This is a genomic window from Bradyrhizobium sp. 134, assembly GCF_023074155.1.
Lineage (GTDB): Bacteria > Pseudomonadota > Alphaproteobacteria > Rhizobiales > Xanthobacteraceae > Bradyrhizobium.
This window is the reverse complement of record NZ_JADPKX010000034.1, coordinates 323,529-336,115: the sequence shown is the minus strand read 5'-3', so window position 1 is coordinate 336,115 and position 12,587 is coordinate 323,529. Positions and strand designations below refer to the sequence as shown.

General features: G+C 62.7%; 13 protein-coding genes. 9 read left to right on the top strand and 4 right to left on the bottom strand.

What is annotated here, in order from left to right:
* Positions 1-45 precede the first annotated feature (45 nt).
* Complete coding sequence (gene secB, locus IVA75_RS11260; protein ID WP_007598595.1) at positions 46-528, top strand: protein-export chaperone SecB; 483 nt, start codon at positions 46-48, stop codon at positions 526-528.
* Here secB and dnaQ read toward each other — a convergent pair.
* From dnaQ to IVA75_RS11240, 4 genes are read right to left on the bottom strand one after another with little or no spacing between them, the layout of a single operon-like run.
* On the bottom strand, positions 525-1,241 hold the full coding sequence (gene dnaQ / locus IVA75_RS11255) for a DNA polymerase III subunit epsilon (RefSeq protein ID WP_018459637.1): 717 nt from the start codon (positions 1,239-1,241) through the stop codon (positions 525-527). The two genes, secB and dnaQ, sit on opposite strands and share 4 nt — an antisense overlap.
* A 28-nt stretch (positions 1,242-1,269) precedes the next feature.
* Entirely contained in the window at positions 1,270-1,869 is a 600-nt protein-coding gene (gene coaE / locus IVA75_RS11250; protein ID WP_247285461.1) for a dephospho-CoA kinase, read from the bottom strand.
* A gap of 23 nt (positions 1,870-1,892) precedes the next feature.
* Positions 1,893-2,501, bottom strand: coding sequence for a Maf family nucleotide pyrophosphatase (locus IVA75_RS11245; protein WP_247285037.1), 609 nt, complete (start codon positions 2,499-2,501; stop codon positions 1,893-1,895).
* A gap of 31 nt (positions 2,502-2,532) precedes the next feature.
* Positions 2,533-3,372 carry a pyruvate, water dikinase regulatory protein gene (locus IVA75_RS11240; RefSeq protein WP_247285036.1) on the bottom strand — a complete coding sequence of 280 codons (840 nt, stop codon included), beginning with the start codon at positions 3,370-3,372 and terminating at the stop codon, positions 2,533-2,535.
* Between IVA75_RS11240 and IVA75_RS11235 the strand changes: the two genes are divergently transcribed.
* From IVA75_RS11235 to IVA75_RS11200, 8 genes are all read left to right on the top strand, one after another.
* The gene (locus IVA75_RS11235; RefSeq protein WP_247359157.1) at positions 3,346-3,654 is read left to right on the top strand and encodes a hypothetical protein; all 309 of its coding nucleotides are present in this window, start codon (positions 3,346-3,348) and stop codon (positions 3,652-3,654) included. The genes IVA75_RS11240 and IVA75_RS11235 overlap by 27 nt on opposite strands.
* Before the next feature lie 176 nt (positions 3,655-3,830).
* Positions 3,831-4,265, top strand: coding sequence for a protoporphyrinogen oxidase HemJ (gene hemJ / locus IVA75_RS11230; protein WP_247285034.1), 435 nt, complete (start codon positions 3,831-3,833; stop codon positions 4,263-4,265).
* Positions 4,266-4,512: 247 nt separating this feature from the next.
* The gene (rho, locus tag IVA75_RS11225) at positions 4,513-5,778 is read left to right on the top strand and encodes a transcription termination factor Rho (protein WP_007598612.1); all 1,266 of its coding nucleotides are present in this window, start codon (positions 4,513-4,515) and stop codon (positions 5,776-5,778) included.
* Between the two features lie 310 nt (positions 5,779-6,088).
* Positions 6,089-7,447 carry a tRNA uridine-5-carboxymethylaminomethyl(34) synthesis GTPase MnmE gene (gene mnmE / locus IVA75_RS11220; protein WP_247285033.1) on the top strand — a complete coding sequence of 453 codons (1,359 nt, stop codon included), beginning with the start codon at positions 6,089-6,091 and terminating at the stop codon, positions 7,445-7,447.
* Positions 7,448-7,893: 446 nt separating this feature from the next.
* A complete protein-coding gene (gene mnmG / locus IVA75_RS11215) occupies positions 7,894-9,774 on the top strand; it encodes a tRNA uridine-5-carboxymethylaminomethyl(34) synthesis enzyme MnmG (RefSeq protein WP_247285032.1) in 1,881 nt (626 codons plus the stop codon).
* A 139-nt stretch (positions 9,775-9,913) separates the two neighbouring features.
* Positions 9,914-10,555, top strand: a complete 642-nt coding sequence (gene rsmG / locus IVA75_RS11210; RefSeq protein ID WP_247285031.1) for a 16S rRNA (guanine(527)-N(7))-methyltransferase RsmG — start codon at positions 9,914-9,916, stop codon at positions 10,553-10,555.
* A gap of 29 nt (positions 10,556-10,584) precedes the next feature.
* Entirely contained in the window at positions 10,585-11,439 is an 855-nt protein-coding gene (locus IVA75_RS11205) for a ParA family protein (RefSeq protein ID WP_007598621.1), read from the top strand.
* A 140-nt stretch (positions 11,440-11,579) separates the two neighbouring features.
* Positions 11,580-12,464 carry a ParB/RepB/Spo0J family partition protein gene (locus tag IVA75_RS11200; RefSeq protein WP_247285030.1) on the top strand — a complete coding sequence of 295 codons (885 nt, stop codon included), beginning with the start codon at positions 11,580-11,582 and terminating at the stop codon, positions 12,462-12,464.
* Positions 12,465-12,587: the final 123 nt, after the last annotated feature.

The window sequence follows — 12,587 nt, the reverse complement described above, 5'->3', positions numbered from 1 at the left end:
CCAACCGCCGCGAAATTCAGCCCAATCGGGTAAGGAGACACTCTTATGACCAACGGTAACGGCACCCCTCCCGAGGCGGCCCAGGCTCCCCAGCTCAACGTTCTGGCGCAATATACCAAGGACCTCTCGTTCGAAAATCCGAACGCGCCCAGCTCGCTCCAGCAGCAGAGCCAGCCGCCCCAGATCAACATCCAGATCAATGTCAGCGCCAACAACCTCAGCGAACAGGAGTTCGAGGTGACGTTGTCGGTCGAGGGCAAGGCCGAGACCGCCGGCAAGATCATGTTCTCGTTCGAGCTCGCTTATGCCGGCGTGTTCCGCATCTCCAACGTGCCGAAGGACAATTTGCATCCGCTGGTCATGATCGAATGCCCGCGCCTGCTGTTCCCGTTCGCCCGTGAGATCATCGCCACTGCCGTGCGCGACGGCGGGTTCCCGCCTTTGATGCTGGATCCGGTCGATTTCGTCGGTCTCTATCGCCAGAACATGGAGCGGCAAATGGCCGCTCAGCCGAGTGGCCAGGCTTAACCAGCCAAAGGGGCAGCTGGAGCGGGCAGAAACTCGTTCCAGATCGCCTTGTCGCCGAGCGTTGCGATGAAGGCCCGGTGGGCCTCGCGCTCGGCGTCTGAAATCCGCGGGGTGAGCGGCGCCGGCCGTTGCCGCCGAGGCGCATCGGCAGCCCCATTGGCGCGAGTCTCCTCGGATTCTGAAGCCAGCAGCAGTTGCGATTGCCGCGCCCCGACCAGATCCACATAGACTTCCGCAAGCAACTCGGCGTCGAGCAACGCGCCGTGCTTGGTGCGGCGTGAATTGTCGATCGCATAGCGCGAGCAGAGATCGTCGAGCCGGTTCGACACGCCGGGATGCTTGCGCCGTGCCAGCAGCAGCGTATCGACCAGCCGCTCGCGCGGGATCGCCGGGCGCTTGATCCGGTCGAGCTCGGCATTGATGAAGCTGATGTCGAACGAGGCATTGTGGATCACCAGCGGCGCGTCGCCGATGAACTCCAGAAAATCGTCGACGACCTCATGGAACAGCTGCTTGGTCGCCAGAAACTCGGCCGACAGCCCGTGCACCGCAAAGGCTTCTGCCGGCATGTCCCTCTCGGGATTGATGTAGACGTGGAAGCTCTGCCCCGTCGGCATGCGATTGAGCATCTCGACGCAGCCGATTTCGACCAGGCGATCTCCCCGCAGCGGGTCGAGGCCGGTGGTTTCGGTGTCGAGAACGATTTCGCGCATGATCTGATAAGCCGTGTCAGGCGGCGAATCAGGCGCGCCGCTGCGGCATCTTAACGACCTCGGCGAGGATGTGCGCGATTTGGGCGCGCACTGGATCGAGTCCATGCGACGTATCCACCACGAAATCGGCACGCCTGCGCTTTTCCGCATCGGGTGTTTGCTTGGCGATGATGGCGTCGAGCTTGGCCTCGTCCATCGTGCCGCGCGCCAGCACCCGCTCGCGCTGCAGTTCCGGAGACGTCGTCACCACGACCACGGCATCGACCCGCGTCTCGCCACCCGTCTCGAACAGCAGCGGAATGTCCAGCACCACGACCGGCGCGTTGGCGGCTTCGGCGTCGGCGAAGAATTTTTTCCGGGAAGCGCCGAGCATCGGATGAACGATCTGCTCGAGCTGCTTGATGGCGGCAGCATCGTGCACCACACGCGCCGATAGTTTTGGCCGATCGACCTTGCCGTTCGCGGTGGTGCCGGGGAAGGCGGCCTCGATCGCGGGCGCAGCCTCGCCCTCATAGAGCTGATGGACGGCCGCATCGGCATCGTAGACAGGGACGCCGGCCTCCGCGAATAATTTCGCGGTGGTGGATTTGCCCATCCCGATCGAGCCGGTTAGTCCCAGGATCCGCATCAGCGCCCAGCCATCTCTGACATTCACACCGCAACTAGCCGCTCGCGCCGCAGGAACGCAAGCAGCGGCAGCAGCGGCAGACCGAGAATGGTGAAGTGGTCGCCCTCGATCCGTTCGAACAAATGGATGCCCAGGCTTTCGAGCTGATAGCCGCCGACGCTGGTGGTGACGGCATCGCCGGCGATGTCGAGATAGGCCGAAAGCTCGGCCTCGGTCATCTGCCGCATGACGAGGCGCGCGACCGAGACGTCCTCGAAGATGATCTCACCATTACGTGCTATCGCCACCGCGGAATTCAGCTCATGGCATTTGCCGGAGAGATCGCGCAATTGCGCCAACGCCTGGGGCCGGCCCGCAGGCTTGTTGAAGAGGCGACCACCAAGCGCCAGCGTTTGATCCGCACCGATGACGGTGCTTCCAGCGTGATGGGCCGAGACTGCCTTGGCTTTTTCGCGCGCCAGCAGCAACGCAATCTCGCGCGGACCAGCAAGCCCGGAGGAGGCCTGGATGCCGCGCTCGTCGATATCAGCCGTGATCGCCTTGAACTCGAGCCCGGCATTGGCCAGCAGCATCTTTCGTGCGCCGCTCTGCGAGGCCAGGATCAACGAAGATTTGCCGAGCCACAGACCCATCGCGAAACTATTCCCAAGACTGTGCTTAAGTTTATTCAGAAGGCCGGTTACGCTGGCGATCGCTGTAGAGTTTCATGATCGCCGCGGCGGTTTCCTCGATCGAGCGCCGCGTGACGTCGAGCAGCGGCCAATCGTGCTTGGCGCTCAGCTTGCGGGCAAAAGCGACCTCTTCGGCGACCGACTGCTTGTCGGTATAAGTGTCGCTGCTGGAATCGGCGCCCATGGAGAGCAGGCGGTTCGTGCGCACCTGAATCAAGCGTTCCGGCGTCGCATGCAAGCTCACCACCAGCGGTCGCGTCAACGTTTCCAGTTGCGAGGGCACCGGAATGCCTGGAACCAGCGGCACGTTCGCAGTGCGGATGCCGCGGTTGGCGAGGTAGATCGAGGTCGGGGTCTTGGAGGTGCGGGAAACGCCCACGAGCACCACGTCCGCATCATCGAGCCCTTCGACATGCTGGCCGTCATCGTGGATCATCGTGTAGTTCAACGCGTCGATGCGCTTGAAGTATTCGGCATTGAGCACGTGCTGGGCGCCGACCCGGCCGGTCGTGGCAGCTCCGAGATACGCCTCGAACATCTGCATCACCGGGCCGATGATCGACAGGCTCGGAACATTGATCCCCTTGCACTTGTCCTCGAGCCTGGCGACCAGATCCTTCTCGAGCAGCGTGAACAGCACGATTCCCGGTGCTTCCTCGATCTCGTCGAGCACGCGATCAAGCTGTTTCTGACTGCGCACCAACGGATAGACGTGCTCGACCGGGGTCACGTTGGCGTACTGGGCGGCAACGGCGCGCGCCACCGTGATCAGCGTCTCACCGGTGGAGTCGGAGACGAGGTGCAGATGGAAATAATTGCTCGAGGTCGGCACAAAAGCCCTTTGTATGAAACCGGTGTGGTTTGTGGATTTCTGTGGAGCTTAACCCCTTGGAAAGGGATGTGCGACACCGGGGGCGGGACAAGTGCCAATTTTCTTCACACCACTGCCCCTGAGAACAACTTCGACGCCCCGCCGAAAGGGAAACGGGATTGCGTCGATAACCCTCTTGATAAGCTGGCGACAGAAACGCGCAAGCCTTTGAAGCTGACCAACTTATCGAAAGCGGCCAGAGCGATCAGGGATATGTTGATGGATGTGAACAAGCGCGTGTGAATGGGCGGACGGAAATGTGTGAGTCCAATTCACCGTCACATAGACTCAAACCTTAAGAATCTAAGATTCTTATTGGAGAAGGGCGCTACGGACGGATATGTGTGCAGGCAAGACCTTAACGACTCCTTACTATCCCCAGCGTTCCCCTCGGCTGGGCAGGAATCCGGACCCCAGACATGTTTGAAGACGTCTACCTCTGGATCAAGGCGCTGCATGTGATCGCCGTCATCTCCTGGATGGCGGGCATGCTCTATTTGCCGCGGCTGTTCGTTTATCATTGCGAGGCCGAAATCGGCTCGAAGCGGTCGGAAACGTTCAAGATCATGGAACGGCGGCTGTTCAAGGCGATCATCAACCCCGCCATGATCGTGACCTGGCTCGCCGGGCTTTATCTCGCCTGGGCCGGGCACTGGTTCACTTTCGGCTGGCTGCACGTAAAACTGGCACTGGTCCTGGCGATGTCCGCGGTCCACGGCTTTTTTTCGCGCTGGTTGAAGGATTTCGCGGCGGACCGGCGCCCCCGGAGCCAGAAATTCTATCGGATTATCAACGAGGTACCGACTGCCTTGATGATTCTGATCGTCATCATGGTGATCGTGAAGCCGTTCTAGGCAGCGGCCGCGAACAATCGCTCAGTGCTTCTGCTTGCGGAGTGTGAGGCGATTTTCTATATTAGCGATATCCCACCCAACGCAGGCGGATGTGGTCGTGTCTGAGCTTTCCAGAGGCCGGACACCCCATCAGGTTTGAAGCCTCACCGGCGCTCTCCTTGCCAGACCTGCGGACCTTACCTTTTCGCGTCCGCATTTCAGAGCCTCCTCGCACCCCCCTCCCAGGTTACCCCACAGGACCACCCCAATGCGGGAAATCAAACTCCAGGACCTCAAGTCGAAGACGCCGGCCGAGCTCGTCTCGTTCGCGGAAGAGAATGGGGTCGAGAATGCCAGCACCATGCGCAAGCAGGAGCTGCTGTTCGCCATCCTCAAGCAGCTTGCGCTCGCCGAGACCGACATCGTCGGCGAAGGCGTCGTCGAGGTTCTCTCCGACGGCTTCGGCTTCCTCCGCTCGCCCGATGCGAATTATCTGCCGGGCCCGGATGACATCTACGTTTCGCCCTCGCAGATCCGTCGTTTTGGCCTGCGCACCGGCGACACAATCGAAGGCCACATCCGCAGCCCGAAGGAGGGCGAGCGCTATTTCGCGCTGCTGAAGGTCAACACGCTCAATTTCGAGGATCCGGAAAAGGCCAAGCACAAGGTCAATTTCGACAACCTTACGCCGCTGTTTCCGAATCAGCGCTTCCGCATGGAAATCGACGACCCGACGCGGAAAGACCTGTCTGCAAGGGTGATCGACATCGTCGCGCCGATCGGCAAAGGCCAGCGCGCTCTGATCGTCGCGCCGCCGCGCACGGGCAAGACCGTGCTGATGCAGAACATCGCCCACTCGATCGCGCATAATCATCCCGAGTGCTATCTGATCGTGCTCCTGATCGACGAACGTCCGGAAGAAGTCACGGACATGCAGCGCTCGGTGAAGGGCGAGGTCGTCTCCTCGACCTTCGACGAACCGGCGGTGCGCCACGTCCAGGTCGCCGAGATGGTGATCGAGAAGGCCAAGCGTCTGGTCGAGCATGGCCGCGACGTCGTGATCCTGCTGGACTCCATTACGCGTCTCGGCCGCGCCTACAACACCGTGGTGCCGTCATCGGGCAAGGTGCTGACCGGCGGTGTCGATGCCAACGCGCTGCAGCGGCCGAAGCGCTTCTTCGGCGCTGCCCGCAACATCGAAGAAGGCGGCTCGCTGACGATCATCGCGACCGCGCTGGTCGATACCGGCAGCCGCATGGACGAAGTCATCTTCGAAGAGTTCAAGGGCACCGGTAACTCCGAGCTGATCCTCGACCGCAAGGTTTCGGACAAACGGACCTTCCCGGCGATCGACATTTCGCGCTCCGGCACCCGCAAGGAAGAGCTGATCACCGATCCGGTGGTCCTGAAGAAGATGTATGTGCTCCGCCGCATCCTGAATCCGATGGGGACGATGGATGGTATCGACTTCCTGCTCGACAAGCTGCGTTCGACCAAGAGCAATTCCGAGTTCTTCGACTCGATGAACACCTGATTGCAGTGCAGCATGATCAAAGGGCGCCTTCGGGCGCCCTTTTTCGTTGTGCGACTTTGCTGCAGCGAAGATGCAGCATTGTGGGGCATCTGTCGCTTGGATCGGACATGGCATAACACATTGATATGTTTTGTGAATATTGTGATCGAGGGACGCCGCTCATTCCGTTGCAAGTGGTTCGTGCAGCAGACGCTCGCGAATTTATTGCATCGCACCGTCGGTTTTGCTGCGGGAATCGGTGCAGCAAATCGCGCGATTTGTCTGCCGAAACGGATGTTTGCCTTTTCGCTTTCAGCCGGACAAATAGGCCATGGATCCGCGAGACCAGACCATCTTTGCGCTGTCGTCCGGCCGTCCGCCGAGCGCGCTCGCGGTGGTGCGCGTCTCCGGGCCAGGCGCCAGCCTGGTGCTGACGACGCTGGCGGGCAAGCTGCCGGCGCCGAGGCAGGCCAGCCGCCGGCTCATTCATGACGGTGTCGGCCAGCCGATCGACGATTCCGTGGTGCTGTGGTTTCCCGGGCCCGCCAGCGCGACCGGCGAGGATGTCGCCGAATTTCACGTCCATGGCGGCCGCGCGGTGCTGGCCGCACTGTTTACCACAATTTCCGTAATCCCGAATATGCGAGCTGCCGAGCCCGGCGAATTCACCCGGCGCGCCTTCGAGAACGGCAAGCTCGACCTGACTGAGGCGGAGGGCCTCGACGATCTCATTCATGCCGACACCGACCGCCAGCGCCGCCAGGCGTTACGGCAGTTGCAGGGTCTCCTCGGCAATCGCGCGCGCGACTGGCGCGAGCGCATCATCGAGGCTTCGGCCTTGATCGAGGCCGGCATCGATTTCTCCGACGAGGGCGATGTGCCGGCCGAGTTGATGGCGCCTGCGGTCAAGGCGATCAATGCGCTGCACGACGAAATCGCAGAAGTCCTTGCGGCACAGGGACAAGCTGAACGTTTGCGCGACGGCCTGGTGGTTGCGATCGCAGGCGAGCCGAACGTCGGCAAGTCGACGCTGATCAACCAGCTCGCGCGCCGCGACGTCGCGATCGTCTCGCCGCATGCCGGCACGACACGCGATGTGATCGAGGTGCAGCTCGATCTCGATGGCTATCCGGTCACGGTGATCGACACCGCCGGCATTCGCGAGACCGACGATCCGGTGGAGCAGGAGGGTGTTCGCCGGGCGCGAGCCCGAGCCGAAGACGCCGACCTCGTGTTGTGGCTGGTGGAGGCGGAGCGCGTTGTCGATCCGGTCGCGATGCCGTTGCTGGGGAAGTCCGGCAACGCAGGCAGTCGCTCCGGCGGCTCGGTCTGGATCGTGCGCAACAAGATCGATCTCGGCGGGGTCGAGGGTATCGGACCGGGTGGTGAGTTCGGAATCGCGGCCAGCCGGGGTGACGGCATTCCCGAGCTGGTCGATGCCCTGGTGAAATTCGCCGCCGGGTTTTTCGGAACGACCGAGGGCGCGTTGGTGACCCGGGCCCGGCAGCGGGATCTGCTGCGCCGGGCAGCGGACAGCTTGCGCCGGAGTCTTGAGCTAGTAGAAGAGGGCGAGGAGCTTGCCGCCGAAGAGCTGCGCGCGGCCGCCTATGCCTTGGGCCGGCTGCTGGGTCGGGTGGATGTCGAAGACGTCCTGGGGGCGATTTTCCAGAAATTCTGTGTTGGAAAGTAGCCCTAGTTCTTCATTGTAGAACTAGCCTTTGTTCCACTTCTTGGCGTTTCACGTGAAACAGGGCCGGCTCAGTTCCGAGATGTTTCACGTGAAACACCTATCGATAAGTCGCTGGTTTGCGCGCGGGGACCCGCTGCTAGCTGTAATACCTTAGGAGCGGGTGCGCAGAAAGGGCTTGGATTGCGTCTGTCCGCTCGCAAGGCCTCGGGCTGCGGGCCTGCCGTCGCGGTCCGATCGCCGACCCGTCTCGGCCTTCGGACCACCCTTTTCCCCCTCGTGACCCCTTTTCCTCTCACAAAAAACGACAACGTTTCCAAGGGCCACTCTACTGTGCATGGGGTTGTTTTCGCGAAAAGACCTTGGGTCCGCTTTGCACCGTTTCACGTGAAACAACTGCCTCCAGTTTCCGCTTCCGGCTTCCCTGCCTCTGAGTTAGAAGTCCGCCCATGCGAACAGAGCGAGAGAGCTTCGACGTCATCGTGATTGGCGGCGGCCACGCCGGCTGTGAGGCCGCTTCTGCCTCCGCCCGGATGGGTGCGGCGACCGCTCTGGTGACGCACCGTTTCTCCACCGTCGGTGCGATGTCCTGCAATCCCGCTATTGGCGGTCTCGGCAAGGGCCATCTGGTTCGCGAGGTCGACGCTCTCGATGGTCTGATGGGCCGGGTCGGCGACGCGGGCGGCATCCAGTTTCGCGTCCTCAATCGCCGCAAGGGCCCGGCGGTGCGTGGTCCGCGCGCGCAGGCGGACCGGAAGCTCTATGCCGCCGCTATTCAGGCTGCGATCCGGGAGACCGAGGGTCTTTCCGTCGTCGAAGGCGAGGCGGACGAGCTGATCGTGGTCGAGGGACGGGTGATCGGCCTGCGTCTGGCCGATGGCCGCGAACTTCGGGCAGGGGCTGTCGTCGTCACCACTGGCACCTTCCTCCGCGGTCTGATCCATCTCGGAGAGAAGAACTGGCCGGCCGGCAGGGTCGGCGAGGCGCCTGCGATGGGCCTTTCGACCTCGTTCGAGCGCGCCGGATTCACCCTTGGACGGCTCAAGACGGGCACTCCGCCGCGGCTGGATGGCACGACGATCGACTGGTCGGCGGTCGAGATGCAGCCAGGGGACGAGCCTCCGGAGCCGTTTTCGGTGATGACCGAGCGGATCACGACGCCACAGATCCAGTGCGGGATCACCCGGACCAATTCCGCCACCCACGACGTGATCCGGGCCAATGTCCATCGCTCTCCGATGTACTCGGGTCAGATCAAGAGCTCCGGACCGCGCTATTGCCCCTCAATCGAGGACAAGATCGTTCGCTTCGGCGATCGCGACGGTCACCAGATCTTCCTGGAGCCGGAAGGGCTCGACGACAGCACCGTCTATCCCAACGGCATCTCGACCTCGCTGCCGGAGGAAGTCCAGCTCGCCATCCTCGCAACCATTCCCGGCCTGGAGCGGGTGCAGATGGTCCGGCCGGGCTATGCCATCGAATACGACCACATCGATCCCCGTGAGCTCGATCCGACCCTCCAGACCAAGCGTCTGCGCGGCTTGTTCCTGGCCGGGCAGATCAATGGCACGACCGGATACGAGGAAGCTGCGGGCCAAGGCATCGTTGCAGGGCTGAACGCAGCATTGGCTGCGAGCGGCGCCGCGCTGACGGTGTTCGACCGCGCCGATGGCTATCTTGGCGTCATGATCGACGACCTCGTCACCCGCGGCATCAGTGAACCCTATCGGATGTTCACCTCGCGGGCCGAGTATCGTCTGACACTGCGGGCGGACAATGCCGATCAGCGTTTGACGGAGAAGGGCGTCGCTCTGGGATGCGTTGGCAACGCCCGAACCGCGCATCATCGCGCCAAGATGGACGCTCTGAATGCGGCTCGAGCGCTCTCGAAGTCGCTGACCATCACCCCGAACGAGGCCATCAAGCAGGGTCTCACCCTGAACCGGGACGGTCAGCGGCGGTCGGCCTTCGAGCTGATGGCCTATCCCGACATCGGCTGGAGTCAGGTCCGTGCGATCTGGCCGGAGCTCGCTGCCATTGATCCCGTCATTGCCACCCATCTCGAGATCGACGCGAAGTACGATGTCTATCTGGAGCGACAGAGCGCCGACGTTGAAGCCTTCAGGCGGGACGAGGGGATGGTGCTGTCGGAGGTCGATTTCCAGCAGGTCCCTGGTCTCTCCAACGAGGTGAGGGCCAAGTTAGAAAAGGCGCGGCCGTTCACCGTTGGCCAGGCCGGTCGAATCGACGGCATGACGCCGGCCGCGCTCGGCATCCTTGCGGCCTATCTCCGCCGCGAAGCGCGGAAGACTTCCAAAGCAATCGCATAGGTTTCACGTGAAACAGCGCGAGCCGGGCGGCGACAGATCGTCATCAGGAAAACCTTCGGCGGGTGAGGGCGCCGGTCGTCGCTCCGAACCGGCGCCGACCAGACCGAAGATCGACAAGGCCAGCGCCAACGATCGATCGTTGGACGCCGTCATCGCGGCCGACAAGGTTGCGGCACTCAAGCTCGCACCCGTTTCACATGAAACGGAGCTCCGGCTCGATCGCTACATCGCGCTGCTGCGGGAGTGGCAGGCCAAGACCAACCTCGTCGCGCCCTCGACATTGCCGCATCTCTGGACCCGGCACATCGCCGATTCGCTTCAGCTCGTCGCTCTCGCCCCCTCGGCCAAACGCTGGGCTGACCTCGGCAGCGGCGGCGGCTTTCCGGGCGTCGTCCTGGCCTGCGCCATGGCGGGGACGGCCGGGACGAGCGTCCATCTGGTCGAGCGAATCGCCAAGAAGGCAGCCTTCCTGCGCGAAGCCATCCGCGTCACTACATCTCCGGGAGTCGTACATCTCGCTGAGATCGGGGATAATGTGGATAGAATCACCGGCCCGGTCGATTGCGTCACCGCGCGTGCACTGGCTCCGCTACATCAACTCATCGGCTTTGCGGAGCCGCTGATGCGCCAAGGCGCAAAAGCGTTGTTTCTCAAGGGTCAAGATGTAGAGTCTGAATTGACCGAAGCTACTAAATATTGGAATATTCAGCCGCAGCTCCACCAAAGCCGTACAGGCGACGGTTGGATCGTCGAGCTGGCTTCCGTCGAACGGCGCGGGTGAGGCGTCAGGGGCCGAGTGGGGAATTTGCGATGAGCGTGATTGACGAACCGCAGCAAGAACAGACCGCCGCCGTCCCGCAGGGCCATCCGCGCATCCTGGCGCTGGCGAATCAGAAGGGCGGCGTGGGAAAAACAACCACGGCGATCAATCTCGGCACGGCGCTCGCTGCGATCGGCGAACGTGTCCTGATCGTCGATCTCGATCCGCAGGGCAACGCCTCGACCGGCCTCGGCATTGATCGCCGCAACCGCTCCTGCTCGACCTATGACGTTCTGGTAGGCGAGGCGAGCCTGCGGGAAGCGGTGGTGTCGACGGCAGTGCCGCGGCTGCACATCGCGCCCTCGACCATGGATCTCTCCGGCCTCGAGCTCGAGCTCGGCACCACGCCCGGTCGTGCGTACAAGCTGCGTGACGCGATCAGCGCGCTCAACAACAACGTCTCTCCCGACGCCGATTACACCTACGTGCTGATCGACTGTCCGCCCTCGCTCAATCTGATCACCGTGAACGCGATGGCGGCTTCGGACGCCATCCTGGTGCCGCTCCAGTGCGAGTTCTTCGCGCTCGAAGGTCTGTCGCAATTGCTGCAGACGGTGGAGCAGGTGCGCTCGACGCTCAATCCGAACCTGTCGATCCACGGCATCGTGCTGACCATGTTCGACTCGCGCAACAATCTCTCGAACCAGGTCGTGGCCGACGTCCGGCAGTTCATGGGCGAGAAGGTCTACAAGACCATGATCCCGCGCAACGTGCGCATCTCGGAGGCGCCGTCCTACGGCAAGCCGGTCCTGGTCTACGATCTCAAATGCGTCGGCAGCGAAGCTTACTTGCGGCTCGCCACCGAAGTGATCCAGCGCGAGCGCGAGCTGCGGACGACGCATTAGAGGTGCGTAGGGTGGGCAAAGGCGTCTTCGCCGTGCCCACCATCTTCCGCACATGACTAACTGGTGGGCACGCTTCGCTTTGCCCACCCTGCGACAATTTAGTTCTGGAGTGCTGCACCGTGAATCCAAGGGAGCTGGCGATGGCCGACGAAGCGCGTTCGCGACTGGGCCGGGGTCTTGCGAGTCTGATCGGTGACGTCGGCGGCGAGGCTCAGCATGTCGATCGCCCGCGCGCGCAACGCAAGGTGCCGATCGAGTTCATCAAGCCCAATCCGCGCAACCCGCGCCGCACCTTTTCGGAAGGCGAGCTCAGGGAGCTCAGCGATTCGATCAAGCAGCACGGCGTGATCCAGCCGATCGTGGTCCGCCCGGTGAAGGGTGCGCAGGACCGCTTCGAGATCATCGCCGGCGAACGGCGCTGGCGCGCCTCGCAAATGGCCGGCCTGCACGAAGTGCCGATCGTTCCCGTCGACATCAGCGACAGCGATGCGCTGGAGTTCGCGATCGTCGAGAACGTGCAGCGCGAAGACCTTAACCCGATGGAAGAGGCGCTCGGCTATCACGCGCTCGCCAATGAGTTCAAACGCAGCCAGGACGACATTGCCAAAGTCGTCGGCAAGAGCCGCAGCCACATTGCCAACATGATGCGGCTGACGAAGCTTCCAGCCGAGGTGCAAGCGTTGATCACGAGCGGCGAGCTGACCGCAGGTCATGCCCGCGCGCTGATCGGCGTGCCTGATCCGGTCGCCGCTGCCAAGCGCATCGTCGACGAAGGCCTCAACGTCCGCCAGACCGAGGCGCTGGCGCATGAAGAGGGCGTGCCGGAGCGCAAGCCGCAGAAGGCACGCACGGGGGCGAAGGAAAAGGACCCCGACACGGTCGACCTCGAGAAGCGCGTCAGCGACGCGCTCGGGCTCAAGGTCACGGTGAGCCACCGCGACCCCGGTGGCTCCGTGCAGATCAACTACCGCAACCTCGATCAGCTCGACGAGGTGATGCGGCGGCTGGCGAAGGGCGCGCTGTAGCCGCTTGGTGTCGTCCTGGCGAAAGCCAGGACCTCATGCCGATCCACACGTCATTGCGAGCGCAGCGAAGCAATCCAGTATCTTTCCGCGGAGAGATTCTGGATTGCTTCGTCGCAAGGGCTC

Bases quoted from the DNA above. Each gene is read 5' to 3' on its own strand.
- IVA75_RS11245 (WP_247285037.1), bottom strand. From the start codon at position 2,501: ATGGGTCTGTGGCTCGGCAAATCTTCGTTGATCCTGGCCTCGCAGAGC.
- rho (WP_007598612.1), top strand. From the start codon at position 4,513: ATGCGGGAAATCAAACTCCAGGACCTCAAGTCGAAGACGCCGGCCGAG.
- mnmG (WP_247285032.1), top strand. From the start codon at position 7,894: ATGCGAACAGAGCGAGAGAGCTTCGACGTCATCGTGATTGGCGGCGGC.
- IVA75_RS11205 (WP_007598621.1), top strand. From the start codon at position 10,585: ATGAGCGTGATTGACGAACCGCAGCAAGAACAGACCGCCGCCGTCCCG.
- mnmE (WP_247285033.1), top strand. From the start codon at position 6,089: ATGGATCCGCGAGACCAGACCATCTTTGCGCTGTCGTCCGGCCGTCCG.
- IVA75_RS11235 (WP_247359157.1), top strand. From the start codon at position 3,346: ATGGAAATAATTGCTCGAGGTCGGCACAAAAGCCCTTTGTATGAAACC.
- dnaQ (WP_018459637.1), bottom strand. From the start codon at position 1,241: ATGCGCGAAATCGTTCTCGACACCGAAACCACCGGCCTCGACCCGCTG.
- IVA75_RS11200 (WP_247285030.1), top strand. From the start codon at position 11,580: ATGGCCGACGAAGCGCGTTCGCGACTGGGCCGGGGTCTTGCGAGTCTG.
- hemJ (WP_247285034.1), top strand. From the start codon at position 3,831: ATGTTTGAAGACGTCTACCTCTGGATCAAGGCGCTGCATGTGATCGCC.
- secB (WP_007598595.1), top strand. From the start codon at position 46: ATGACCAACGGTAACGGCACCCCTCCCGAGGCGGCCCAGGCTCCCCAG.
- coaE (WP_247285461.1), bottom strand. From the start codon at position 1,869: ATGCGGATCCTGGGACTAACCGGCTCGATCGGGATGGGCAAATCCACC.